Annotated in this window: 22 protein-coding genes; 12 read left to right on the forward strand and 10 right to left on the reverse strand. The window is 73.3% G+C overall.

The features are described 5' to 3' along the window. Positions 1-125: 125 nt before the first annotated feature. From nhaA to ABEB06_RS18035, 4 genes are all read left to right on the forward strand, one after another. Positions 126-1,418 (forward strand): Na+/H+ antiporter NhaA, encoded by a 1,293-nt coding sequence (gene nhaA / locus ABEB06_RS18020; RefSeq protein ID WP_345697891.1) that lies wholly within the window; start codon positions 126-128, stop codon positions 1,416-1,418. A gap of 127 nt (positions 1,419-1,545) precedes the next feature. Continuing rightward, positions 1,546-2,022, forward strand: coding sequence for a phage holin family protein (locus ABEB06_RS18025; RefSeq protein ID WP_345697892.1), 477 nt, complete (start codon positions 1,546-1,548; stop codon positions 2,020-2,022). Positions 2,023-2,076: 54 nt separating this feature from the next. After that, positions 2,077-3,063 (forward strand): alpha/beta fold hydrolase, encoded by a 987-nt coding sequence (locus tag ABEB06_RS18030; RefSeq protein WP_345697893.1) that lies wholly within the window; start codon positions 2,077-2,079, stop codon positions 3,061-3,063. Between the two features lie 118 nt (positions 3,064-3,181). Then, a complete protein-coding gene (locus ABEB06_RS18035) occupies positions 3,182-3,385 on the forward strand; it encodes a hypothetical protein (RefSeq protein ID WP_345697894.1) in 204 nt (67 codons plus the stop codon). Positions 3,386-3,481: 96 nt separating this feature from the next. Here the strand turns inward: ABEB06_RS18035 and ABEB06_RS18040 are convergent, their stop codons facing one another. Then, positions 3,482-4,180 carry a metal-dependent hydrolase gene (locus ABEB06_RS18040; protein WP_345697895.1) on the reverse strand — a complete coding sequence of 233 codons (699 nt, stop codon included), beginning with the start codon at positions 4,178-4,180 and terminating at the stop codon, positions 3,482-3,484. Positions 4,181-4,354: 174 nt separating this feature from the next. Then, the gene (locus tag ABEB06_RS18045; protein ID WP_345697896.1) at positions 4,355-5,542 is read right to left on the reverse strand and encodes a MarP family serine protease; all 1,188 of its coding nucleotides are present in this window, start codon (positions 5,540-5,542) and stop codon (positions 4,355-4,357) included. A 157-nt stretch (positions 5,543-5,699) separates the two neighbouring features. Here ABEB06_RS18045 and ABEB06_RS18050 point away from each other — a divergent pair, with 157 nt between their 5' ends. After that, positions 5,700-6,482: a DUF4389 domain-containing protein gene (locus ABEB06_RS18050; RefSeq protein ID WP_345701889.1), complete on the forward strand. Its 783-nt coding sequence runs from the start codon at positions 5,700-5,702 to the stop codon at positions 6,480-6,482. 25 nt (positions 6,483-6,507) lie between these two features. Here the strand turns inward: ABEB06_RS18050 and ABEB06_RS18055 are convergent, their stop codons facing one another. The 3 genes from ABEB06_RS18055 to ABEB06_RS18065 all read right to left on the reverse strand — a co-directional run bounded on the left by ABEB06_RS18055 (position 6,508) and on the right by ABEB06_RS18065 (position 9,057). Beyond that, the gene (locus tag ABEB06_RS18055; RefSeq protein WP_345697897.1) at positions 6,508-7,218 is read right to left on the reverse strand and encodes an NUDIX hydrolase; all 711 of its coding nucleotides are present in this window, start codon (positions 7,216-7,218) and stop codon (positions 6,508-6,510) included. After that, on the reverse strand, positions 7,215-8,111 hold the full coding sequence (gene nth, locus ABEB06_RS18060; RefSeq protein WP_345697898.1) for an endonuclease III: 897 nt from the start codon (positions 8,109-8,111) through the stop codon (positions 7,215-7,217). Before nth ends, ABEB06_RS18055 begins: the two co-directional genes overlap by 4 nt. A 79-nt stretch (positions 8,112-8,190) precedes the next feature. Then, on the reverse strand, positions 8,191-9,057 hold the full coding sequence (locus tag ABEB06_RS18065; RefSeq protein ID WP_345697899.1) for an isocitrate lyase/PEP mutase family protein: 867 nt from the start codon (positions 9,055-9,057) through the stop codon (positions 8,191-8,193). A gap of 77 nt (positions 9,058-9,134) precedes the next feature. Between ABEB06_RS18065 and ABEB06_RS18070 the strand changes: the two genes are divergently transcribed. After that, on the forward strand, positions 9,135-10,124 hold the full coding sequence (locus ABEB06_RS18070) for an ArsR/SmtB family transcription factor (protein ID WP_345697900.1): 990 nt from the start codon (positions 9,135-9,137) through the stop codon (positions 10,122-10,124). Positions 10,125-10,188: 64 nt separating this feature from the next. On the opposite strand, the gene ABEB06_RS18075 is transcribed toward ABEB06_RS18070, so the two are convergent. From ABEB06_RS18075 to ABEB06_RS18095, 5 genes are all read right to left on the reverse strand, one after another. Next, positions 10,189-11,154 (reverse strand): ACP S-malonyltransferase, encoded by a 966-nt coding sequence (locus ABEB06_RS18075; RefSeq protein WP_345697901.1) that lies wholly within the window; start codon positions 11,152-11,154, stop codon positions 10,189-10,191. 113 nt (positions 11,155-11,267) lie between these two features. Further along, entirely contained in the window at positions 11,268-12,122 is an 855-nt protein-coding gene (locus ABEB06_RS18080) for a helix-turn-helix transcriptional regulator (RefSeq protein ID WP_345697902.1), read from the reverse strand. A gap of 78 nt (positions 12,123-12,200) precedes the next feature. Then, positions 12,201-12,728, reverse strand: a complete 528-nt coding sequence (locus ABEB06_RS18085; protein WP_345697903.1) for a TMEM175 family protein — start codon at positions 12,726-12,728, stop codon at positions 12,201-12,203. Positions 12,729-12,819: 91 nt separating this feature from the next. Continuing rightward, positions 12,820-13,518, reverse strand: a complete 699-nt coding sequence (locus tag ABEB06_RS18090; protein ID WP_345697904.1) for an EthD domain-containing protein — start codon at positions 13,516-13,518, stop codon at positions 12,820-12,822. 37 nt (positions 13,519-13,555) lie between these two features. Continuing rightward, a complete protein-coding gene (locus ABEB06_RS18095) occupies positions 13,556-13,864 on the reverse strand; it encodes a muconolactone Delta-isomerase (protein WP_345697905.1) in 309 nt (102 codons plus the stop codon). Positions 13,865-14,125: 261 nt separating this feature from the next. Between ABEB06_RS18095 and ABEB06_RS18100 the strand changes: the two genes are divergently transcribed. The 6 genes from ABEB06_RS18100 to glgB all read left to right on the forward strand — a co-directional run bounded on the left by ABEB06_RS18100 (position 14,126) and on the right by glgB (position 23,246). Beyond that, entirely contained in the window at positions 14,126-14,971 is an 846-nt protein-coding gene (locus ABEB06_RS18100; protein WP_345697906.1) for a type 1 glutamine amidotransferase domain-containing protein, read from the forward strand. A 104-nt stretch (positions 14,972-15,075) separates the two neighbouring features. Beyond that, positions 15,076-16,749, forward strand: a complete 1,674-nt coding sequence (locus tag ABEB06_RS18105) for a thiamine pyrophosphate-binding protein (RefSeq protein WP_345697907.1) — start codon at positions 15,076-15,078, stop codon at positions 16,747-16,749. A 13-nt stretch (positions 16,750-16,762) separates the two neighbouring features. Beyond that, positions 16,763-17,362 (forward strand): DJ-1/PfpI family protein, encoded by a 600-nt coding sequence (locus ABEB06_RS18110; RefSeq protein ID WP_345697908.1) that lies wholly within the window; start codon positions 16,763-16,765, stop codon positions 17,360-17,362. 79 nt (positions 17,363-17,441) lie between these two features. Then, positions 17,442-19,415 (forward strand): alpha-1,4-glucan--maltose-1-phosphate maltosyltransferase, encoded by a 1,974-nt coding sequence (locus tag ABEB06_RS18115; RefSeq protein WP_345697909.1) that lies wholly within the window; start codon positions 17,442-17,444, stop codon positions 19,413-19,415. After that, on the forward strand, positions 19,412-20,923 hold the full coding sequence (locus tag ABEB06_RS18120; protein WP_345697910.1) for a maltokinase N-terminal cap-like domain-containing protein: 1,512 nt from the start codon (positions 19,412-19,414) through the stop codon (positions 20,921-20,923). The genes ABEB06_RS18115 and ABEB06_RS18120 overlap by 4 nt, the downstream gene beginning before the upstream one ends. Positions 20,924-21,014: 91 nt before the next feature. Then, entirely contained in the window at positions 21,015-23,246 is a 2,232-nt protein-coding gene (glgB, locus tag ABEB06_RS18125; protein WP_425559641.1) for a 1,4-alpha-glucan branching protein GlgB, read from the forward strand. Positions 23,247-23,255: the final 9 nt, after the last annotated feature.

A 23,255-nucleotide genomic window follows, 5' to 3' on the forward strand; every position in this document is an offset into this window, starting at 1 on the left:
GACAAAACGGATGGTGCCCGAAATTCGGCAGGTAGGCTGTCAGCACAACAACGAGATCCCCAGGGCGCGCCGGGAAGTCTGGTCGGCACCATCCATTGCCGTACCCACCCCCAGGAGGCCGTCCCGTGGCCACACCGCCGCCGACCGATCGCCGCCAGTTCCTCGGGCTGCTCCCACTGCCCGAACGGCGCTTCATCACCGATGCCCTGCGCACCGAGACGGTCGGCGGCGTCCTGCTGCTGGTCGCGGCCGTGGTGGCGCTGGTCTGGGCGAACGTCTGGCCGCACTCGTACGAGACGGTCAGCGAGTTCACGGTCGGCCCGTCGGGGCCGCTGCACCTGGACCTCCCGTTGGAGGCGTGGGCCCAGGACGGGCTGCTGACGATCTTCTTCTTCGTGGCCGGGATCGAGCTCAAGCGCGAGTTCGTGGCCGGTGAGCTGCGGACGCCGAGCGCCGCACTGCTGCCGGTGGTGGCGGCGGTGTGCGGGGTGGCGCTGCCGGCGGCGCTGTACGCGCTGATCAACTCGGGGGCGGGCGGGCATCCGGGCGGGTGGGCGATCCCGACCGCGACCGACATCGCCTTCGCGCTCGGCGTGCTGGCGGTGGTGGGCAGTCACCTGCCGTCCGCACTGCGGGCGTTCCTGCTGACGCTCGCCGTGGTGGACGACCTGATCGCGATCCTGATCATCGCGGTGTTCTACAGCTCGGGCATCAAGTTCTGGGCGCTGGGGCTGTCGCTGGCCGGGCTGGTGCTGTTCTGGTTCCTGAACCGGCGCGGGGTGCACGGCTGGTACCTCTACCTGCCGCTGGCCTTCGCGATCTGGGCGCTGATGCACGAGAGCGGGGTGCACGCCACGGTCGCGGGCGTGGCGATGGGTCTGCTGCTGCGCTGCCACACCGAGGGCGACGAGGAGCAGTCCCCCGGCGAGCACATCGAGCACCTGGTGCGGCCGGTCTCGGCGGGGCTCGCGGTGCCGCTGTTCGCACTGTTCGCGGCGGGCGTGTCGATCTCCGGGCCGGCGCTGCGCGAGGTGTTCACCCAGGCGGTGCCGCTCGGCATCGTCATCGGCCTGCTGGTGGGCAAGACGGTCGGCATCTTCGGCGGCACCTGGCTGGCGGCCCGGTTCACCCGGGCCGAGCTCAATCCGCGGCTGAAGTGGGCGGACCTGTTCGCGGTCTCCACGGTCGCCGGGATCGGCTTCACCGTCTCGCTGCTGATCAGCGAGCTGGCCTTCCCGGACGATCCCGCGCTGGCCGACAAGGCGAAGGCCGCGGTGCTGGTCGGTTCGCTGCTCTGCGCACTGGTGGCGACCGTGCTGCTGAAGCTGCGCAACCGGCACTACCGGCAGCTCTGCGAGGACGAGGACCGCGACTCCGACGGGGACGGCATCCCCGATGTGTACCAACAGGTCAGGTGACACGCCGTCGCAGGACGGACCCGGAGTGGTGCCTGACTGACCGGTAGGGGCATGATGCTGAGCTGTCGACGCATCTGTCGTCCGCGAGCCGATGCGGGCGGCACCCCGGGTGAATGGAGAACCGCCGATGGCCGCAGGAGCCGCCGACCCGTCCCGCAGTGGACGCCCCCCGCACGAGGGGGAGCGCTCGATCGGGGAGCTGTTCGCCGCGGCCAGCGCCGACCTGTCGGCATTGGTGCACGACGAGATCGCGCTCGCCAAGGCGGAGATCCGGGCCGATGTGAAGCGCGGCGTCTCCGGTGGCGTCTCGCTCACCGTCGCGGGTGTGGTGGCGCTGGCGTCGATCCCGATGCTGAGCTTCGCCGCCGCGTACGGCCTGCAGGCGCTCGGGCTGACCCTGGGCTGGTCGTTCCTGATCGTGGGCGGCGCGTACCTGCTGCTGGCCGCGCTGCTGGGCCTGCTGTCGCTGCGCTCGTTCAAGAAGATCCAGAAGCCGGAGCGCACCATCGCCGGTGCCCAGGCCACCGCCGAGGTGCTGAAGAACGCCAGGCCGCGGCCGGCCACCAAGGAGGAGATCGACCGGGCGCTGGGCCGGATCCCGTAGGCACCGGGAGTGCCGGGAGGGTGTTCCCGGCACGGGTATGACAGGCTGCGGGGTATGTCGTTGGACCAGAAGCCCGTGGAGCAACAGCCCGGAACGTCGGCGGGCACCTCGGTGGAGCCGGTTGCGGCGGCCCCCGTGCCGGCCTGGAGCGTCCGCTCCCCCGGCCCGTGGACCCACCGGGACGTGGCCGCCAACGGCGCCCGGTTCCACATCGCCGAGGTCGGCGACGGGCCGCTGGTGCTGCTGGTGCACGGCTGGCCGCAGTACTGGTGGGCCTGGCGGCACCAGCTCACCGCGCTGGCCGAGGCCGGCTACCGGGCGGTGGCGGTGGACCTGCGCGGGATGGGCGGCAGCGACCGCACCCCGCGCGGCTACGACCCCGGCAACCTGGCGCTGGACATCACCGGGGTGATCCGTTCGCTCGGTGAGCGGCGGGCGCACCTGGTCGGCCACGCCACCGGTGGCACGCTCGCCTGGGTCGCGGCGGTGATGCGCCCCTCGGTGATCCAGAGCCTGACCGTGGTCTCCGCCGCGCACCCGCGGCACCTGCGCAAGGCGCTGCTGACCGACCGGCGGCAGATGGCCGCCTTCGACCACGTGCTGGGCTTCCAGCGGCCGTGGATCCCGGAGCGCCGGCTGGTCGCGGACGACGGCGCGCTGGTCGGCGAGTACCTGCGGGCCTGGACCGGCCCGAACGCGCTGGAGCCGGACGCGGTCACCGCGTACCGGAAGGCGATCCAGGTGCCGAGCACCGCGCACTGCTCGATCGAGCCGTACCGCTGGCTGCTGCGCTCGATGGCGCGGCCCGACGGCATCCAGTTCGCCCGGCGGATGAAGCGGCCGATCACCGCGCCGACCCTGCACCTGCAGGGGGCGGCGGACCCGGTGCTGCTCTCGCACACCGCGCTGGGCGCGGACGAGTACGTGCAGGCGCCGTACCGGTGGCGGCTGATGCCCGGGGTGGGGCACTTCCCGCACGAGGAGACGCCGGATCAGGTCACCGCGGAGCTGCTGGACTGGATCGGCAGCCACAAGGGCTGACGGTGGGCCAGTAGCGGAACCTGACAGACAAGTTCATATGACAATCGCATAGGACAGGTGCATCCCCCGGAGGCGGTTACTCCGCCCGGCCCCCGGGAATCCCTCCGGTATGACCTGGATGCCCGATCGCGAGGAAGCGCCGCGCCGACGCCGCCGCAGCGCCGGCTCGCAGCAGCACTCGTCCCACCAGCCCGAATGGCCCTACGAGCCCTACCAGGCGACCGGAAGGCCACAACGCGGCGGGGGCTACCGGCTGGGCATCCCGCGGATCATCGGCCGCCGGGCCCGCTGGGTGGGCGCACGACTGAGGCGCGAGGCCTGAGCCCCGCGCCCCTGAAGTCCCTGTGCGTCGGAGAGCCCCGTGCGTCAGAGAGCCCCTGTGTCAGGGGATCCCTGCGCGTCGGGGAGCCCCTGTGCGTCAGACCAGCACGGTCGGCGAGACCGCGGTGAACCAGAGCAGCACGAAGGTCGCGATCGTCATCACCGGGACCAGGATCTTGGTCTCGACGTTGTTGCCGGTGCGCTTGATCAGCACGATCTCGTAGCGCTCCTTGTGCGGCCACAGCAGCGGTGCGCCCTGCTTGGTGATGCAGTCGCCGAGCAGGTGCGCCAGCGAGCCCAGAGCGACCGCGTACGGCAGCCAGCCCGGGGCGCTGGGCATCCAGTTGTTCATGCCCGCGGTGCCGAGCACGGACATGCCCATCACGGTCACCCAGGCGGTCGGCCCGTCGCCCGGCGGGTGCAGGCGCAGCGCCTTGATCGCCATGGCCAGCAGGAAGAAGGTCAGGCCGAGGGTGAAGCCGCGGCCGATGAAGGTGATCCCGGCCCAGCTGCCGACGCCCGTCAGCGCGACGAACAGCAGCGAGTGGGTGGCCTTGCGGTGCCCGCCGGAGACCCAGGCGACGAACTGGCAGATCACCTTGGAGACCGGGCCGAGGAAGTTGGCGATGGTGCCGTCGTGGTGGTCCAGGTCCGGCAGCAGGGCCGCGCCGGCGCACAGCACGGTGCCCATCAGGATGTCGGCCGGCTGCAGGTGGATGCCCAGCAGCGGGGGCAGGAACGGCGCCGAGGCCGCGTACAGCATCGCGCCGCTGACCGCGTGCGAGTGACCCATCATGACGCTTCCCAGACCTCCCGTCGGGCTCCCGCCGTGGCGGCCCGGGTGAGCCGAACGGGTGAGCGCGGCCGACGTTATCAGGCGGGACGGACAGTCCGTCAGGGGTGATCGCGGCACCCCGGGGCGTTGCGGTCGCGCCGCCCCCGGGAGGTCGCCCGGGAGGTCGCCGGGAGGTCAGAGCGCGCAGCCCTCGGTGTCGACCGGGGAGGTCGCGGTGGCTCCCTGGGCGACGTCCTCGCGGACCTCGGCCGAGGTCAGCACGTAGCCGGTGTCGGAGCTGTCCAGGGACTTGGCGAAGACCACCCCGTACACCTGGCCGTCCGGGGTGAGCAGCGGGCCGCCGCTGTTGCCCTGGCGGACCAGCGAACGGACCGAGTAGACGTCGCGGACCACCTGGCCGCGGTGGTAGATGTCCGGGCCGTTGGCCTGGATCCGGCCGCGGATGCGGGCGGGCTGGACGTTGAAGGCGCCGTTCTCCGGGAACCCGGCCACGATCGCGCTGTCGTTGGTGCGGGCGTCGCCGGCGAAGGTCAGCGGCGGGGCGTTGAGCTTGGGGACGTCCAGCACGGCGATGTCGCGCTGCCAGTCGTAGCGGACCACGGTGGCGTCGTACAGCTGCCCGGCGCCGCCGATCTGCACGGTCGGCTCGTCGACGCCCCCGACCACGTGGGCGTTGGTCATCACCCGGTGCGGGGCGAACACGAAGCCGCTGCCCTCCAGGGTCTTGCCGCAGGCGGTGGCGGTGCCGACCACCTTGACCAGGCTCTGCCGGGCGCGCTGCACCCCCGGGCTGTTGGCCAGCGCCGGGTCCGGGGCCGCGACCTCGGTGATCGGCTCGTGCTCGAACGGGTTGAACACCTGCGGGAAGCCGTTGCGGGCCAGCTCCTTGGAGAAGTCGGAGAACCAGTTCGGCGCGTCCGCGGGCAGCGTCCCCTGGACCCCGCCGAGGATCGCCGAGGTGCGGACCTGCTTGGAGACGGTCGGCAGCGAGGTGCCCGCCAGCGCCGAACCGATCAGCCAGGCCACCAGCAGCATCGAGACGACGTTGACCAGCGAGCCGCCGATCGCGTCCAGGGTCTTCACCCGGCCGCGGCCGATCCGGCCGCGCAGCTTCCAGCCGAAGTGCGTGGTGATCGCCTGCCCGATGGCCGCCAGCACGATCACCACCACCACCGCGACCACCGAGGCCGTCGTGGAACCCGGCCCGATGTGCCGCAGCAGCAGGGGCAGCAGTTGCACCGCGATCAGGCCGCCGCCGAGGAAGCCGATCACGGACAGCACGCCGACCACGAAGCCCTGCCGGTAGCCGGAGACGGCGAAGCCCAGCGCGGCGGCGATCAGCAGCAGATCCAGGACGTTCACCCGGATACCCTCCCACGTCCCGCCGGGCGGGGGACACAGCCGGACCGATCGGGCCCTCCGACATGCGGAGAGTGCCCGCTCCTGCGACGGTCGGACCGTCCGATGATCGACGGGGAGTCCCTGCAGAGCGCGAGGAGCGGCCGTGGCCACCTGGGAGATGCCGATGCCGGCAGCCGAGCCGGAGTTCCTCCCCGCGCTGGACATCCCCGAGCCGGGGAGTCAGCGCCGCTGGACCGTCCTGCTGCGGATGCTGCTGCTCCTCCCCCAGTACATCGTGCTCTGGGTGCTGTCGGTGATCGCCTTCGTGGTGGCGGTGATCGGCTGGTTCGGCGCCCTGTTCACCGGGCGGCTGCCCGACTTCGCGGCCGGCTTCCTGCGCGGGTACCTGGAGTACGACACGCGCGTGTACGCCTACCTGATGCTCACCGTCGACCGGTACCCGCCGTTCAGCTTCGAGGAGCCCGGCCACCCCGTCCGGGTGGAGGTGCGGCCCGGGCCGCTGAACCGGCTCGCGGTGTTCTTCCGCCTGGTGCTGGCCGTCCCCGCGGCGATCGTCCAGAGCGTGCTGAGCGCCGGCTGGTGGGCGGTGTGCTTCATCAGCTGGCTGGTCGTGCTGATCCTCGGCCGGATGCCGCGGCCGCTGTTCGAGGCGACCGCCGCGGTGCTGCGCTACCGGATGCGGTTCCAGGCGTACTTCCTGATGCTCAGCTCCGCGTACCCCAAGCGGATCTTCGGCGACCCGGAGAAGGAGCAGCCGTTCACCTCCGCCACCCGGCCGCTGGTGATGAGCAGCAGCGGCAAGGCTCTGCTGGTGGTGTTCATCGTGCTCGGGGTCGCCGCGACGGTCGCGTCCTCGGTGACCGGGTCGATCGACCACGACGACGACTACGACGACAACCCGACGGTCCGCGTGACCGGGCCGCTCGTACCCGGGCGGTAGGTGCCGGGTACGAGCGGCCGGGCGGTCAGGAGCGCGAGCGGCGGGAGAGGCTGAGCGCCTCGTCGGAGAGCTCGACCGTGCGGCTGGTGTCCCACGGCCGCTCCAGGCCGCTGTAGTGCAGCACCCGGTCGATCACGCCCGCGGTGAAGCCCCACACCAACCGGCCCGCCACCTCGAACGCCGGGCCGGTGAAACCCGAGGGGTGGCGCAGCCGGGCCCGGTTCGCCGGATCGGTCAGCTCCGCCAGCGGCACCCGGAACACCGCACCGGTCTCCGCCGGGTCCACCGGCGCCACCGGCGACTCCTGCCGCCACCAGCCCAGCACCGGCGTCACCACGAAGCCGCTCACCGGGATGAACAGCGTCGGCAGGGTGGCGAACAGCTGCACCCCCGACGGGTCCAGCCCGGTCTCCTCCTCGGCCTCGCGCAGCGCCGCCGCCAGCGGGCCGCTGCCCGCCGGGTCGCCGTCCTCCGGATCGAGCGCGCCGCCCGGGAACGAGGACTGGCCGGCGTGCGAGCGCAGGCTGCGGGCCCGCTCGATCAGCAACAGGTCCGGGCCGCCGTCGCCCTCGCCGAACAGCATCAGCACTGCCGACGGGCGGCCGCCCTCGGCCGGCGGCAGGAAGCGGCTCAGCTGCTGCGGCCGGACGGTCTCGGCGGCCTCCCGGACCGGCAGCAGCCAGGACGGCAGACCCTCCCGGTCGATCACCGGGACGGGCGCGGGCGTCGATGTCATGCGGCGTCCCCCTCGCCGTCGGCGGTCGCCAGGTCGGCGACCCGGCCGTCATGGGCGACCGCGTCGGCGCGGGCCGCCGCCTCCCCCGGGAAGTCCGCGGGCGGGCGCAGCCGCTGACCGGGCTTGCCGGCCAGCTCGTACTTGAGCAGCCCGGCCGCCTTCTCGGGGTCGGTCACCCCCACCCCGTACGAGGGGCACAGCCCGGCCACCGGGCAGGCGCCGCAGGCCGGCTTCTGCGCGTGGCAGACGCGGCGGCCGTGGAAGACCACGCGGTGCGAGAGCATCGTCCACTCCGACGTGGGGAAGATCGCGGCGACCGCCGCCTCGACCTTCACCGGATCCTCCTCGGCCGTCCAGCCGAAGCGGCGGGCGAGCCGACCGAAGTGGGTGTCCACCGTGATGCCCGGCACGCCGAAGGCGTTGCCCAGCACCACGTTGGCGGTCTTGCGGCCGACACCGGGCAGGGTGACCAGGTCCTCCAGGCGGCCGGGAACCTCGCCGCCGAACTCGTCCCGCAGCGCGGTGGAGAGCCCCAGCAGCGACTTCGCCTTGTTGCGGAAGAAGCCGGTCGGCCGGATCAGCTCCTCCAGCTCCTCCGGGACGGCCGCGGCCATGTCCTCCGGCGTGGGGTACTTCGCGAACAGCGCCGGCGTGGTCTGGTTCACCCGCAGGTCGGTGGTCTGCGCGGACAGCACGGTCGCCACCAGCAGCTGGAACGGGTTGTCGAAGTCCAGCTCCGGGTGCGCGTACGGGTACAGCTCCGCCAGCTCCCGGTTGATCCGCCGGGCCCGCCGCACCATCGCCAGTTGCGACTCCGGCTTCTTCGGCTTCACCGCCGCCTTCTTCGCCGCCGGCTTCGGCGCCGCCGCCTTCCGGACCTTGCTCTCTGCCATGCACGAAGGCTACGCCGGATCACCGCGGGCCCAGCGGCAAACCGGAGGAGGAGTTGGGTACGGGGCCGGTGGGCCGGGGTCAGGGGGTGAAGTGGGCGTTGACGGTGGGGAAGTCGAAGACGCCGTCGAGGGTGGTGAGGCCGCCGGTGGTGAGGAGTTCGGTGGCGGCGCGGTGGGCGGCGGTGTAGGCGGCCTGGGCGAGGGCGGTGCCCAGGCTGATCCGGCGGACGCCGGCGGCGGCGAGTTCGGTGGCGGTCGGGCCGCCCGGGACGGCCATGGCGTTGACCGGGAGGGGTGAGCGCGCGCAGAGCTCGCGCAGCGCGTCCAGGTCGAGCAGGCCCGGGACGAAGAGGCCGTCGGCTCCGGCCTCGGCGTACGCCTCGGCCCGGCGCAGCGTCTCCTCCGGGCGGTCGGCCGGGGCGCCGATGCCGAAGAGGTGGACGTCGGTGCGGGCGTTGAGGAAGAACTCCGGCAGGCCCGCGTCGGCGGCGGCCCGCCGGGCGGCGCGCAGCCGGGCGACCTGCTCCTCGATCCCGAACAGCGGACCGCCGACCGCTGCGGAGTCCTCCAGGTTGACGCCCACGGCGCCCGCCCCCACCACGGCCCGGACGGTCTCGGCGACCGCGTCGGGCGCCGGGCCGTAGCCGCCCTCGATGTCGGCGGTCACCGGGACGTCGACGGCGTCGGCCACGCGGCGGATCGCGTCGACCATCTCCTGCCGGTCCAGCCGCTGGCCGTCGCCGCGCCCGACCGACCAGGACACGCCCCCGCTGGTGGTGGCGATCACCTCGGCTCCGGCCCCCGCGATCACCGCCGCGCTGCCGGCGTCCCAGGCGTTGGGGAGGATCAGTGCGGCGGGACCGGCCGCGAGGGCGCGCAGGCGGCGGGCCCGGTCGAGGGTGCGGGGGGCGGTGGGAGCAATGGGGTGCTGGATCTCGGTGGTCATGGGGAGCATGCAACCGGGCGGACGGGCGGTAGCAAACTGATTAGGCTCAGACCGAATCCTGGTGCGAGGAGGCGGTTGTGCGGACCCGGTTGACGCTCTCGGCGGGCGACCTCGCCCGGACCCGGTTCGCCGTCTCACCGATGTGGGAGGTGGTCACCGGCTTCCGGGCACTGGCCGCCTCGCCGGTGCCGGAGGTGCACCGCGCCTGGGCGGCGCAGGTCCGGCCCCGGCTGGCGGCCGCCGGGCTCGACCGCGGCTGGCTCGCGGAGATGGTCCCGGCCGCGGGCCACCTCCCGGACTTCCTCAACCCGCCGCCCGCCGGGGCGGTCGGCGAGCTGGAGCAGGAGCTGTCGACCGTCCGCCGGACGGACCCGGCGCAGGTGCGGCGCGACCTCGACCTGCTGGCCGCCGAGCGCGGCGGGCGGCTGTCCGCGAGGCTGCACGGCCTGTACCGGGAGCCCGAGCGCCGGCTCCCCCGGGTGACCGCCGAGATCGAGGCGTACTGGCAGCTGGCGCTGGCCCCGTACTGGGCCCGGATCCGGGCCCTGCTGGAGGCGGACGTCTTCCACCGGGCCCGGCAGGCGGCCGAGCACGGCACCGCCGAGGTGCTGAACGGTCTCCACCGGACCGTGCGGTGGGAGGAGGGCGAGCTGCTCCTGACCGAACGGCACTGCCCGGTCACCCGGATCCCGACCGCGGCCGGGCTGGTGCTCGTGCCGTCCGCGTTCGCGTGGCCGCGGGTGCTCACCCGGTCGCCGGGCGGCGACCCGCCGCAGCTGGCCTACCCGGCGCGGGGCAGCGCGACGCTGTGGGAGCGCCGGGAGCCGCCGCGGGCCGACGGGCTCGCGCTGGTGCTCGGACGCTCCCGGACCGTCCTGCTCGCGGAACTGGCGGCACCCGCCTCCACCACCGAGCTGGCACGCCGCTGCGAGCTGTCGGCGGCGGCCGTCTCCGAGCACCTGGCGGCGCTGCGCGCGGCCGGCCTGGTCAGCGGCCACCGTGCCGGGCGGTCGGTGCTGTACGCCCGGACCGCCGTCGCCGACGCGCTGCTCGACGCCCAGGCGTGACGCCAGGTGCGACGCCAGGTGTGAGGACGCGGCGGGCCGGGGGAACGGCTGCCGGGTGGGTGGGTCAGACGCGTTCCGCGGCGTAGCGGGCGGCGAGGGCGGCGACCTGGGCGGGGGTGGTGACGGTGGTGGCGGGGGTGTCGGGGGTGATGTGCCGGGCCAGGTCGGCGAGGGTGGTGCCGGGGCCGAGTTCGATCAGTTCGGCGGCGGCGGAGTCGGGGCCGACCAGGGTGCGGACGGTGCTGTCCCAGCGGACCGGCTCGACCAGGTGACGGATCATCAGCGCGCGCCACTCCGCGGGGTCGCCGTCGCGGACGCGGCCGTCCGCGGTGGCGACCACCGGGAAGCGGGCGGCGCGCAGCGGGGCGCGGACGAGTGCCGCCGAGAGCCGGTACTGCGCCGGGATCATCAGTGGCGAGTGGAACGCGCCGCCGGACGGGTGCGGAACCGCCCGGAAGCCCGCCTCGGGCGCCTGCTCGACGAGCGCCTCCACACCGGCCCGGGTGCCGGAGACCACCACGCGGTCGGGCCCGTCGAGGTGGGCGAGCCAGACCCGGGCACCGGCGCCCCGCAGCCGTTCGGTGAGGCGGCCGGCCGCCTGTGGGTCGCCGCCGGTCAGGACCGCCATGGCTCCCTCGGCGGCGCGGGCGGCGTCCGCCATCGCGGCGCCGCGCTCGGCGACGAGCTGCGCGGCGTCGGCCGGCTTCAGCACCCCGGCGGCGGCGAGGGCCGCGTACTCGCCGACGCCGTGTCCGGCGCAGGCCACCACCGGCAGGCCCGGGACGGCCGCGCGGACCGCCTGGAGGAGCATCGTCTCCAGGGCGAAGAGTGCGAGTTGGGCGTTGTCGGTGCGGCGCAGACGTTCGGTGTCGGCGTCGATCAGGAGGGCTCCGACGTCCCGTCCGACGCGGTGCGAGAGGGCGTCCACCAGCTGCCACTGCGGGGTGTCCAGCCAGGGCAGGCCCATGCCGGGGTACTGGGCGCCCTGGCCCGGGAACATCAGGGCGATCCGGTCGGTCCGGGCGTTCATGGGGGTCCTTCCACAGGTGTCGGCGGGTGGCGGGTGCCGTTGGCGGCGGGTGCCGTTGGTGGCGGATGCCGTTGGCGGCGGATGCCGTTGGCGGCGGGCGGGATCGGGCGGGGTCAGCGGGTGAGGGTGTCCGGGATCCCGACCACGCCGAGGAGTTGGAGTGCCTGCTCCGAGCTGCTGCCCGGCTCGGCGGTGTAGGTCACCAGGGTCTGGCCGTCGCCGTCGGAGAGGGCGAGCGCCTCGTAGTCCAGGGTGAGCTCGCCGACCGTGCGGTGGTGCATCCGCTTGGTGCCGTGGCCCTTCTCCTTGACGTCGTGCATCGACCAGAGCCGGCGGAAGTCCGGGCTCTTGACCGAGAGTTCGCCGACCAGCGCGGCCAGCGCCGGGTCGTCCGGCCAGCGTCCGCCGGCCATCCGCAGGAAGGCGATCGACTCCCGGGCGATCTCCTCCCAGTCGAGGTAGAAGTCCCTCGCCCAGGGGTCCATGAAGGCGATCCAGACCATGTTGCGGCGGGCCGTGGGCATCGCGGCGAAGTCGGCGATCAGCGCGGCGGCGAGCGGGTTCCAGGCGAGCACGTCCATCCGCCGGCCGAGCACGAAGGCGGGGGTGGTCGCGGAGAAGACGTCGAGCAGCCGCTGGACGCCGGGGCGGACGCGCTCGGTGCTGCGCGGCGGGCGCGGCTGCGGGCGGCCCTCGGTGAGGGCGAGCTCCTCCAGGTGGCGCTGCTCGTCCTCGTCGAGCCGCAGGGCGCGGCCGATGGCGCCGAGGATCTCGGGCGAGGGGTTGCGGCCGCGGCCCTGTTCGATCCGGGTGTAGTAGTCGACGCTGACGCCGGAGAGCCGGGCCACGTCCTCCCGGCGCAGCCCCGGGGAGCGGCCGCGCGACTGGCGCTGCAGGCCGACGGACTCGGGCTGCACCCGGGCCCGGCGGGTGCGCAGGAAGTCGGTGAGCTCTTCGCGTCGGTCCATGCGTTCCATCATGGCCAGGACGGGCCGGGCGCGGCACCTCGCAACCTGGCCCTGCCAGAACCAGGTTCGCCGACGCGGCTACTGCACCAGGCCGAGCAGCAGGACCGCCGCGAGGACGGCCAGGCCGGCCGCGGGGCCGGCCAGGGCGACCAGCGAGGCGCCGAGGTGGAGGACCGGGGCGGCGCGGTGGCGGCGGCACAGCGTGGCGGCGGTGCCGGGCGGGCCGTGCCGCCGGCGGGTGCGGGTGGCCCGCAGCCAGAGGGCGTTGAGCAGGGTGCCGGCGACGGCGAGGGCGAGGCCGAAGGCGATGGTGGTGCCGGCGGTGAGGTCGCGGGCCAGGGCGTGGGTGGCCAGCGGCAGCAGCACGAGCGCGGTGAGCAGCAGGGCGTCCAGGGTGCGCAGGGCGCGGTCGGGCCGGCGGATCCGGGCGAGCACGGTGCGGCGGTCGTGCCAGAGGGTGCCGACGGCGAGGAATCCGAGGGCGTGGACGGCGTACTCGGGCCAGCCGGCGGCCGGGTGGAGGTCCAGCGCCAGCAGGGTGAGGGCGACCACGGCGGCGGTGTCGCCGGCCAGGTCGCTGTGGGCGAGTGCGTGGGTGCTGGGCATGGCGTCCGACCTCCGCCGGGGTGGAGTGCGCGCGGCCCGGGGCCGCCGGTGGGGCGGCCCCGGGCCGGGACGCGAGGGGACTGGCGCGGGCTCAGTCGTTCGCGGACTCGGAGCCGATGAACCAGTGCTGACGGACCGCCATCCGGTGGATGTAGCGGGTCTCGACGAACTCGGCGAGGTCCTGCTCCAGGGCGGCGTACTCGGGCGAGGCGAGCGCCGTGCGCAGCGCCTCCTCGCTCTCGAAGGAGAGCTGGTAGGCGACGTCGAGGGTGGCCTCGCCGATCGCGTAGGCGCCGTCGCGGGTGAAGCCCTGGACGTAGCGGACCAGGCCGGGCACCTCGAGGGCGAGCTTGGCGTGCGCGTCGAGGCTGCGGGCCCGGAAGTCGGCCAGCGGGGTGCCGGCGGCACGCTTGGCGAGGACGAACAGCTTGGCGCCGGCCGGGCGGGCGGTGCCGGGGCCGGGGCGCAGCACGTGGGCCTCGGTGTCGAGCACGAGGGTGCGCCAGAAGGCGGCCCAGTTGGGCTCGTCGAGGCGGGCGCCCTGGAGGAACTCCGGCGACTGCAGGGAGGCGAGCTGCTCCTCGTCGTTGTTGAGCCAGATCTCGGCGATGCCGCTCCACAGCGGGTCCTCGCCGTCGCCGTCGAGCGGGATGCGGGTGTCCACGGCGTACTTGCGGATCTGCTTGATCTTGGAGGCGTAGTTGGGGGCGTGCACCTCCAGCCAGTACCGCTGGAACTCCTCCTCACTCATCCCGGGCTTGGGGTGGGCGAAGATCAGCTGGTGGATCATGGGGACTCCTCGGGGTGTCCTCGGGATGAAGGTCCGGTCAGACCTGGTAGCGCTTCTTGACGTCCTCGGCGAAACCCAGGTAGTCGCGCAGCGGCCAGACCTGCTCGAACTCCAGGTACTCGCGCATGGGGAGCCGGCCGAGCGCGGTGCGGTCGAGCTCCTCGGCGTCGGGGGAGTCGATGATGGCGATCACGCGCTTCTGCGCGGCGACCTTCCAGATACCCACGCAGAAGCCGGAGTTGATGGTCTCGACGGCGTGCTCGGCCTCTTCCTGCTCGACCTCCCAGAGCTCGTCGAGGGAGATCCGGCCTTCGTGGTTCCACTTCATCTGGACGTAGAACAGCATGTCGCTCTCCTCGTGCTGAGGCAGGTGTCAGGGGTGGATGACAATGATTTAACTGAGGTTGTCGATTTCAGTCAAGATATGTTTGACAGCACTCTGCGGGCCGTGTTGACTGCCGGTGCACCCGACTTCGCACAGTGCGGCCCGCGAACTGCCGATGCCTCCGCCCCGGCCGGTCCGGCCTCGCCGACGGGGCTCGGGCGCAGGTAGACAGGATCCGAACCGAGGCCCCAACACCCCTTCCACCGAAGGAGATCACCGCCGATGGCGAAGAAGAGAATCCTTGTCGTGCTCTCCGAGTACGGCTACTGGGGCGAAGAGCTGATCGGTCCGCTGGAGACCTTCGACAAGGCCGGCTACGAGGTCAGCTTCGCCACCCCGACCGGCAAGCGCCCGGTCGCCCTGCCGCCGAGCTACGACCCCGAGTACATCGACCCGCCGCTGGGCCGCTCGGTCACCAGCACCGAGATGGCCGAGAAGGTCCGCGCGGTCGACACCTCGAACCGGTTGGACAACCCGCTCGACCTGTCCTCCTGGCTGCCCGACCGGCCCTACCGCAGCCGCAGCGACTTCCTGCGCGCCTGGGAGGGCTACAACACCCGCCGCGAGCACGTGCAGACGCAGATCGCCGACCGCTACGACGCGCTGCTGATCGTCGGCGGCTCCGGCCCGATCGTCGACCTCGCCAACAACTGGCGGGTGCACGACCTGATCCTGGCCTTCTACAACCTGGGCCTGCCGATCGCCGCCGAGTGCTACGGCGTGGCCTGCCTGGCGTTCGCCCGCGAGCAGGACGACCGGACCAGCATCATCCGCAACAAGCACGTCACCGGTCACTGCATCGAGTACGACTACAAGGACGGCACCGGCTTCATGGGCACCGACTTCGTGATCGGCCCGCCGCCGTACCCGCTGGAGTACATCCTGCGCGACGCCACCGCTCCCGAGGGCGCCTACCACGGCAACTTCGGCAAGGAGACCTCGGTGATCGTCGACTTCCCGTTCATCACCGGGCGCTCCACCCCGGACTCCTACCTCACCGGCCAGAAGGTCGTCGAGGTGCTGGAGCAGGGCCTGCGCCAGTGGGGCTTCGGCGAGCACCGGGCCTGACCCGGTTCCCGGCCGGGCGGCCGCGCACACCCCGAGCGGGGCGGTGCGGCCGCCCGCCGGAGCGGCACACCCCAACGACCCGCGAGACGGAGAGGACGCACGCTATGGCCAGCAGGCCCGCTCGGGTGGCGATGCTCGAGCAGTTCAAGGCGGACGGCATCAGGTACATGTTCGGCAACCCCGGCACCGTCGAACAGGGCTTCCTGGACGAACTGCGGGGCTTCCCCGAGATCGAGTACGTGCTGTCGCTCCAGGAGGCCGTGGTGGTCGGCATCGCCGACGGCTACGCCCGGGCCACCCGCAAGCCCACCCTGCTCCAACTGCACTCCGGGGTCGGCCTCGGCAACGGCATCGGCATGCTCTACCAGGCGATGCGCGGCCACGCGCCGCTGGTGGTGATCGTCGGCGAGTCGGGCCTGGCCTACGACTCGATGGAGGCGCAGATGGCCGCCGACCTGGTCGGCATGGCCAAGCCCGTCACCAAGTGGTCGACCCGGGTGGTCGACCCGGAGTCCACCCTGCGGGTGCTGCGCCGGGCGTTCAAGGTGGCCGCCACTCCCCCGTACGGCCCGGTCATGGTGGTGCTGCCCGCCGACGTGATGGACAGCCTGACCAGCGAGAAGGTCGTGCCGACCTCCTACCTGCACACCGTGGTCAGCCCGGACGGCGAGACCGTCGCCGACGCCGCCGCGCTGCTCGCCGACGCCCGCAGGCCGCTGGTGATCGCCGGTGACGGCGTCCACTTCTCCGGCGCACAGGGCGAGTTGGCGAAGTTCGCGGAGACCTGGGGCGCCGAGGTGTGGGGCGCGGACTGGGCCGAGGTCAACCTGCCGGCCGACCACCCGCTCTACCGCGGCCAGTTGGGCCACATGTTCGGCGAGGACAGCGCCCGGGTGACCGCCGCCGCGGACGCCGTGCTGATCGTCGGCACCTACACCCTCCCCGAGGTGTACCCGCTGCTGGACGGCGTGTTCGCCGAGGACGCCCGGATCGTCCACATCGACCTGGACTCCGGCGCGATCGCCAAGAACTTCCCGGTCGACCTCGGCCTGGTCGCCGACCCCAAGCTGACCCTCGCCAGGCTCGCCGAGGCGCTGGAGGGCCGGCAGACCCCGGACCAGCGCCGGGCCGCCGCCGACCGGGTCCGCGTCTCCGCCGAGCAGAAGGCCGCCGCCTACGACCTGGCGCTCGCCCAGGACCTGGCCACCGACCAGCAGGGCCCGCTCACCGCCGCCTACTTCGGCCGCGAGCTGGCCAAGCAGCTGCCCGCCGACGCGATCCTCTTCGACGAGGCACTGACCTCCTCCCCCGGCCTGTTCCGCTACAACCCGCCGAACCAGCCCGGCGGCTGGCACCAGACCCGGGGCGGATCGCTGGGCGTCGGCATCCCCGGCGCGATCGGCGCCAAGCTCGCCCACCCGGACCGCACGGTGATCGGCTTCACCGGCGACGGCGGCTCGATGTACACCGTCCAGGGCCTGTGGACCGCCGCCCGGTACGACATCGACGCCAAGTTCGTGATCTGCAACAACGGCCGCTACCGGCTGCTCGACCTCAACATCGAGCAGTACTGGAAGACCCAGGACATCGAGCACCACGACTTCCCGGGCCCGTTCGACCTGTCCCACCCCGAGATCGACTTCGCGGCGCTCTCCGCCTCGCTCGGCGTGCCCGCCATCCGGGTCGAGAAGCCGGACGAGGTCGCGCCGGCCATCGCCAAGGCGCTGGCCCACCCCGGCCCGTTCCTGATCGACCTGATCGTCGGCCGCGACCAGTAGCGGGAGGAGAACCGTGCAGCTCACCGGCCAGAAGATCGCCGTCCTGATGGAGAGCGACTTCTACGAACCCGAGATCCTCTACTACCAGCGCCGCTTCGCCGAGGAGGGCGCCGAGGTCCACTTCCTCACCCGGCTGTGGGGCAACGAGCGGATCGTCTTCCGGGGCCACGAGCACCGGATGCCGTTCGAGGTCAGCGAGTCCTTCGAGGACATGGACGAGTACGGCCTCAAGGAGTACGCGGCGGTCATCGTGCCCTCCGGCATCGTGGCCGACCGGCTGCGCTACACCGAGGACGTCGAGACCCTTCCGCCGGCGGCGGCCTTCCTGCGCCGGGCCTTCGCCGATCCCGCCATCGTCAAGGGCATCATCTGCCACGGCATGTGGCTGGCCGCGCCGATCCCCTCGGTGATCCGCGGCCGGCGCGCGGTGGTCCACAACAACCTGCTCGGCGACCTCAACAACATGGGCGGCGTCTACGTCAACCAGGACGTGGTGGTCGACGGCGACCTGGTCACCGCCCGCACCGGCAACCACTGCCACGTGTTCGCCCGGACCATCATCGAGCAGCTCGCCGCCCGGACCCGGCGGCGCCCGGGCGACCTGGCGGCCTGAGCCGCCGCAGGCCCCGCGGCACCGCACGCACCGCGCCACCGCCCACGACCCGCCCACCCGTGAGAGGAGATCCGGCGAGATGAGCACCACCGCACGGGCTACCCGCCGGCAGCCCGACCCGATCGGACGGATACCCGTCCTGGACGTGCGCCCGGCGGTCGACTCCGGGCGGCGCCCCGCCAAGGCGGTGGTCGGCGAACGGATCCCGGTCTCCGCGACCGTGTTCCGCGAGGGCCACGACGCGGTCGGCGCCAACGTGGTGCTACGCGGGCCGCGCGGCCGCAAGGGGCCGTGGACGCCGATGCGCGAACTCGCCGAGGGCACCGACCGCTGGGGCGCGGACGTCGTCCCCACCGTGCCGGGCCGCTGGACGTACACCGTGGAGGCCTGGAGCGACCCGGTCGCCACCTGGCTGCACACCGCCGGGATCAAGATCCCGGCCGGGGTGGACGTCCAGATCACCCTGGAGGAGGGCGCGCTGCTGCTGGAGCGGGCCGCCGCCGGCGTCCCCCGGGGCAGCGCCCGGACCGCGGTGCTGGCGGCCGCCGCGGCGCTCGGCGACGACGCCCGCCCGGCCGCCGACCGACTGGCCGCCGCCACGGCCGGGCCGGTCGCGGCCGCCCTCGCCCGCCACCCGCTGCGCGAACTGGTCTCCGCCACCGAGCCGTTGGAGCTGGTTGTGCACCGGAAGCGGGCACTGCACGGCGCCTGGTACGAGTTCTTCCCGCGCTCCGAGGGCGCGGTCGTCGACGCCTCCGGCACCCTGGTCTCCGGGACGCTGCGCACCGCCGCCGAGCGGCTGCCCGCGGTCGCCGCGATGGGCTTCGACGTGGTCTACCTGCCGCCGATCCACCCGATCGGCCGGGCCTACCGCAAGGGCCCCGACAACTCCCTGACCGCCGGCCCGCACGACGTCGGCTCGCCGTGGGCGATCGGCTCCCCCGAGGGCGGCCACGACGCCGTCCACCCGGACCTCGGCACCATCGAGGACTTCGACCACTTCGTCGCCGAGGCCACCGCCCTCGACCTGGAGGTCGCGCTCGACTTCGCCCTCCAGTGCTCGCCGGACCACCCGTGGGTCAACAAGCACCCCGAGTGGTTCACCCACCGCCCCGACGGCACCATCGCCTACGCCGAGAACCCGCCGAAGAAGTACCAGGACATCTACCCGATCAACTTCGACCAGGACTTCGACGGCCTGGTCAGAGAGACGGTGCGGCTCCTCAGACACTGGATGGCGCACGGCGTGCGGATCTTCCGCGTGGACAACCCGCACACCAAGCCGGTCAGCTTCTGGGAGCGGGTGCTCGGGGAGATCGCCCGCACCGACCCCGACGTGCTGTTCCTCGCCGAGGCCTTCACCCGGCCCGCGATGATGCACGCCCTCGGCAAGGTCGGCTTCCACCAGTCCTACACCTACTTCACCTGGCGCGAGAGCAAGCCCGAGCTCACCGAGTACCTGACCGAACTCACCCGTGAGAGCGCCGACTTCATGCGGCCGAACCTCTTCCCCAGCACCCCGGACATCCTGCCCGGCCACCTGCAGACCGGCGGCCCGGCCGCGTTCGCCGTCCGCGCGGTGCTGGCCGCCACCCTGTCGCCCGCGTACGGGATCTACGCCGGCTACGAGCACTGCGAGAACGAGCCCGTCCGCCCCGGCTCGGAGGAGTACATGCGCTCGGAGAAGTACGAACTGCGCCCGCGCGACTGGACCAGGACCGACACCCTGGCCCCGCTGTTCACCACACTCAACCAGTTGCGGCGCCGCCACCCCGCGCTCCAGCAGCTGCGGGACCTGCGCTTCCACCACGCCGACAACGGCCAGGTCCTCGCCTTCTCCAAGCACGAGGGCGAGGACACCGTGATCGTCGTGGTCAACCTGGACCCGCACCACGTCCAGGAGGCCACCGTGACCCTGCCCTGGGACGGCCCGCTCACCGTGCACGACGAACTCTCCGGCGCCACCTGGACCTGGGGGCGCAGCAACTACGTCCGGCTGGACCCGGCGGTCGGCCCGGCCCACCTGCTCACCGTCCGCAAGGCGGCGGCATGACCACCGCCGTCGCCGTGTGCGACTCCTGCACCAAGGCCCGCTACCGCCCCGCGCAGCGCGCCGACGAACTGCTGCGCCCGCTGCTGCCCGCCATGGTGCCCTGGCTGGCCGGCCGCCGCTGGTTCGCCCACGAGCGCGGCTGCCTGCAGGAGCTGCGGCCGGTCACCAGCACGGTGATCCCGCTCGACCCGTCCGACCCGGACTCGCCGGTGCTGGTGCACGCCGTGATGGTGGCCCGGCACTCCACCAACGCCACCCACCGCTACCAGCTGCTGCTCGGTGTCCGCCGCGGCCTGCCCGAACGGCTGGCCCCCGCGCTGATCGGCCAGGCCGTCGGCGGCGAGTGGGACGGCCGGATGGTCTACGAGGCGACCGCCGACCCGGAGTTGATGTCGCGCCTGCTGGAGTGGACCGCGCTCGGCGGCAGCGACTCGCTGCGGCTGTCCCGGCCGGACGCCGCCCCGATCCCGCTCGACCTGCCGCCCCACCCGCTCTCGGTGGAGCAGAGCAACACCTCCGTGGTGTACGGCGACCGGCTGATGCTCAAGCTGCTGCGCCGCCCGGAGCCCGGCCTGCACCCCGAGGTCGAGGTGCTGGGCGCGCTCACCGAGGTCGGCTCGACCCGCACCACCCGGCTGCTCGGCTGGCTCAGCACCGGTGACGGCGACGGCGAGTCGACCGTCCTGGGCATCCTCACCGAGTTCCTGCCGGCGCACGGCAGCGGCTGGGACATGGCGGTCGGCCACGCCGCCGACTGCCTGACCGGCGGCCGCCGGGCGGTGCCCACCATCGGCGGGTTCACCAGCGACGCGCTGGCCCTCGGCGAGGCCGTCGCCGAACTGCACGCCGCGCTCGCCCAGGCGTTCGGCGTCACCAGGATGGCACCCGACGAGGTCGACGAGCTGACCGACGGCATGCAGCGCCGGCTGCGCGCCGCCGTCCGCGCCGTCCCCGAGCTGGAGCCGTACGCGGGCCGGATCGCCACCCTGTACCAGGACTTCGGCAAGGTCGCGCTGCGCGGCCGCGGCGTCGACGGCCAGCGGATCCACGGCGACCTGCACCTCGGCCAGGTGCTCTCCGGCGACGCCGGCTGGAAGATCATCGACTTCGAGGGCGAGCCCTCCAAACCGGTCGCCGAACGCGGCCGGCCGGAGCCCGCGCTGCGCGACGTCGCCGGGATGCTCCGCTCCTTCGACTACGCCGCCCAGCAGGCACTCGGCGAGACCCTGCGCCGCGAGGGCGGCACCGAGCAGCCCGCCGACGGCGAGCCGTCCGCGGCCCGGCTGCGCCGCATCCGCCGGGCCCAGGCCTGGGCGGTCCGCAACCGCCGGGCGTTCAACGCCGGCTACGCCGCCGCCGGCGGCACCGACCCGCACTGCCACCCGGTCGCGCTGCGCGCCTTCGAGGCGGACAAGGCCGTCTACGAGGCGGTGTACGAGTCGCAGCACCGCCCCGAGTGGCTCCCGATCCCGATGTCCGCCGTCCAGCGACTGGTCTCCGGCCGCTGAGGCCGCCCGTACCGACCGCGCCACCAGCGCCACCCGTACCACCGCCGGCCACGGCCCCCATCGCCCGCCCACGACGAAGAGGACCCAGACCGTGACTGTCCCCTCGCTGCTGCCCCCGGCCCTGGAGTCGGTGCCCCCCGCCCCACTGGGCGAGGCGGACCGCGACCGGCTGCTCGGCGGTCGCCACCACGATCCGCACGCGCTGCTCGGCGCCCACCCGGGCCCGGACGGCGTGGCGGTGCGGGTGCTGCGGCCCGGTGCCGAGCGGGTGGTGCTGGAGGTCGAGGACGGCGAGATCGAGCTGGTCCCGGACGGCGACGGGCTGTTCACCGCGCTGCTGCCCGGCTACGAGGCGCCCGAGTACACCCTGCTGATCGGCTACCCGGACGGCGTCAAGGAGCGCGAGGAGGACGGGTACCGGCTGCTGCCCGTCCTCGGCGAGCTGGACCTGCACCTGCTCGCCGAGGGCCGGCACGAGCAGCTGTGGAAGGTGCTCGGCTCGCACGTCCGCGAGCACGAGGGGGTGGCCGGCACCTCCTTCGCGGTGTGGGCGCCGAACGCCGAAGGGGTCGGCCTGGTCGGCGACTTCAACCACTGGGACGGCACCGGGCACCCGATGCGCTCGCTCGGCTCCTCCGGCGTCTGGGAGCTGTTCGTCCCCGGCCTGGGGAGCGGGGCCCGCTACAAGTACCGGATCCGGACCCGGTCCGGCGCGCTGCTCGACAAGGCCGACCCGCTGGCCCGGGCCGCCGAGTGCCCGCCCGCCACCGCCTCGGTGGTGCACGAGTCCACCCACGAGTGGACCGACCAGCAGTGGATGGCCGACCGGGTCGGCTACGCGCCGCACCGGGCGCCGATGTCGGTGTACGAGATGCACCTGCCGTCCTGGCGGCCGGGCGCCACCTACCGCCGGCTGGCCGAGGAGCTTCCCCCGTACCTGGCCGAACTGGGCTTCACCCACGTGGAGTTCATGCCGGTGATGGAGCACCCCTTCGGCGGCTCCTGGGGCTACCAGGTCTCCGGCTTCTTCGCGCCGACCTCGCGGCTCGGCACCCCGGACGACTTCAAGCACCTGGTGGACACCCTGCACCGGCACGGCATCGGCGTGATCGTCGACTGGGTGCCCGCGCACTTCCCCAAGGACGCCTTCGCACTGTCCCGGTTCGACGGCGAGCCGCTCTACGAGCCGGCCGACCCGCTGCGCGCCGAGCACCCCGACTGGGGGACGCTGGAGTTCGACTACGGCCGCACCGAGGTGCGCAACTTCCTGGTCGCCAACGCGGTCTACTGGTGCGAGGAGTTCCACGTCGACGGCCTGCGGGTGGACGCGGTGGCCTCGATGCTCTACCTCGACTACTCGCGGGTCGACGGCCAGTGGACGCCCAACCAGTACGGCGGGCACGAGAACCTGGACGCGGTGCGCTTCCTGCAGGAGATGAACGCCACCGTCTACCGCCGCTGCCCGGGCGTGGTGACCATCGCCGAGGAGTCCACCGCCTGGGACGGCGTGACCCGCCCGACCGACCACGGGGGCCTGGGCTTCGGCCTGAAGTGGAACATGGGCTGGATGCACGACTCGCTCAGCTACTTCGGCCGCGAGGCCTGCCACCGCCGGTACCACCACAACGAGTTGACCTTCTCGATGGTCTACGCGTACTCGGAGAACTACGTGCTGCCGATCTCGCACGACGAGGTGGTGCACGGCAAGGGCGCGCTGGTCTCCAAGATGCCCGGCGACTGGTGGCAGCAGCGGGCCCACCAGCGGGCCTACCTGGCCTACATGTGGGCCCACCCCGGCAAGCAACTGCTCTTCATGGGGCAGGAGTTCGCGCAGGGCGCCGAGTGGGACCACGAGGCCGGCCCGCAGTGGTGGCTGCTGGAGGACGAATGGCCGGCCGCCGCCGACCACCTGGGCGTGCGCGCCCTGGTCGGCGACCTCAACCACGCGTACCGGCAACGCCCCGAGCTGTGGCTGCTGGACAGCGACCCGGCCGGCTTCCGCTGGCTGGACGCCGACGCCGCCGACGAGAACGTGCTGGCCTTCGCCCGGCGCGACGGCCAGGGCCGCGAACTGGTCTGCGTCAGCAACTTCTCGCCCGTGCCGCGCCCCCGCTTCCGGGTCGCCCTGCCGCGGGGCGGCCGCTGGCGCACCGTCCTGGACACCGACGCCCGCGCGTACGGCGGCAGCGGGGCCTCCCCCGACCTGCCGTTCCAGGCCGAGCCGATGCCGTGGAAGGGCTTCCAGCACAGCGCCGAACTGGTGCTGCCCCCGCTGGCGACGGTGTGGCTGGCCCCGGAGGACACCGAACCGTCGACCGAGTGAGTGAGAGGG

The organism is Kitasatospora terrestris (assembly GCF_039542905.1).
Lineage (GTDB): Bacteria > Actinomycetota > Actinomycetes > Streptomycetales > Streptomycetaceae > Kitasatospora > Kitasatospora terrestris.

Excerpts from the sequence above, each read along its gene's own strand:
- ABEB06_RS18025 (WP_345697892.1), top strand. The coding sequence starts at position 1,546 with ATGGCCGCAGGAGCCGCCGACCCGTCCCGCAGTGGACGCCCCCCGCAC.
- ABEB06_RS18030 (WP_345697893.1), top strand. The coding sequence starts at position 2,077 with ATGTCGTTGGACCAGAAGCCCGTGGAGCAACAGCCCGGAACGTCGGCG.
- ABEB06_RS18035 (WP_345697894.1), top strand. The coding sequence starts at position 3,182 with ATGCCCGATCGCGAGGAAGCGCCGCGCCGACGCCGCCGCAGCGCCGGC.
- ABEB06_RS18040 (WP_345697895.1), bottom strand. The coding sequence starts at position 4,180 with ATGATGGGTCACTCGCACGCGGTCAGCGGCGCGATGCTGTACGCGGCC.
- ABEB06_RS18050 (WP_345701889.1), top strand. The coding sequence starts at position 5,700 with ATGCCGATGCCGGCAGCCGAGCCGGAGTTCCTCCCCGCGCTGGACATC.
- ABEB06_RS18055 (WP_345697897.1), bottom strand. The coding sequence starts at position 7,218 with ATGACATCGACGCCCGCGCCCGTCCCGGTGATCGACCGGGAGGGTCTG.
- nth (WP_345697898.1), bottom strand. The coding sequence starts at position 8,111 with ATGGCAGAGAGCAAGGTCCGGAAGGCGGCGGCGCCGAAGCCGGCGGCG.
- ABEB06_RS18065 (WP_345697899.1), bottom strand. The coding sequence starts at position 9,057 with ATGACCACCGAGATCCAGCACCCCATTGCTCCCACCGCCCCCCGCACC.
- ABEB06_RS18075 (WP_345697901.1), bottom strand. The coding sequence starts at position 11,154 with ATGAACGCCCGGACCGACCGGATCGCCCTGATGTTCCCGGGCCAGGGC.
- ABEB06_RS18080 (WP_345697902.1), bottom strand. The coding sequence starts at position 12,122 with ATGGACCGACGCGAAGAGCTCACCGACTTCCTGCGCACCCGCCGGGCC.
- ABEB06_RS18085 (WP_345697903.1), bottom strand. The coding sequence starts at position 12,728 with ATGCCCAGCACCCACGCACTCGCCCACAGCGACCTGGCCGGCGACACC.
- ABEB06_RS18090 (WP_345697904.1), bottom strand. The coding sequence starts at position 13,518 with ATGATCCACCAGCTGATCTTCGCCCACCCCAAGCCCGGGATGAGTGAG.
- ABEB06_RS18095 (WP_345697905.1), bottom strand. The coding sequence starts at position 13,864 with ATGCTGTTCTACGTCCAGATGAAGTGGAACCACGAAGGCCGGATCTCC.
- ABEB06_RS18100 (WP_345697906.1), top strand. The coding sequence starts at position 14,126 with ATGGCGAAGAAGAGAATCCTTGTCGTGCTCTCCGAGTACGGCTACTGG.
- ABEB06_RS18105 (WP_345697907.1), top strand. The coding sequence starts at position 15,076 with ATGGCCAGCAGGCCCGCTCGGGTGGCGATGCTCGAGCAGTTCAAGGCG.
- ABEB06_RS18115 (WP_345697909.1), top strand. The coding sequence starts at position 17,442 with ATGAGCACCACCGCACGGGCTACCCGCCGGCAGCCCGACCCGATCGGA.
- ABEB06_RS18120 (WP_345697910.1), top strand. The coding sequence starts at position 19,412 with ATGACCACCGCCGTCGCCGTGTGCGACTCCTGCACCAAGGCCCGCTAC.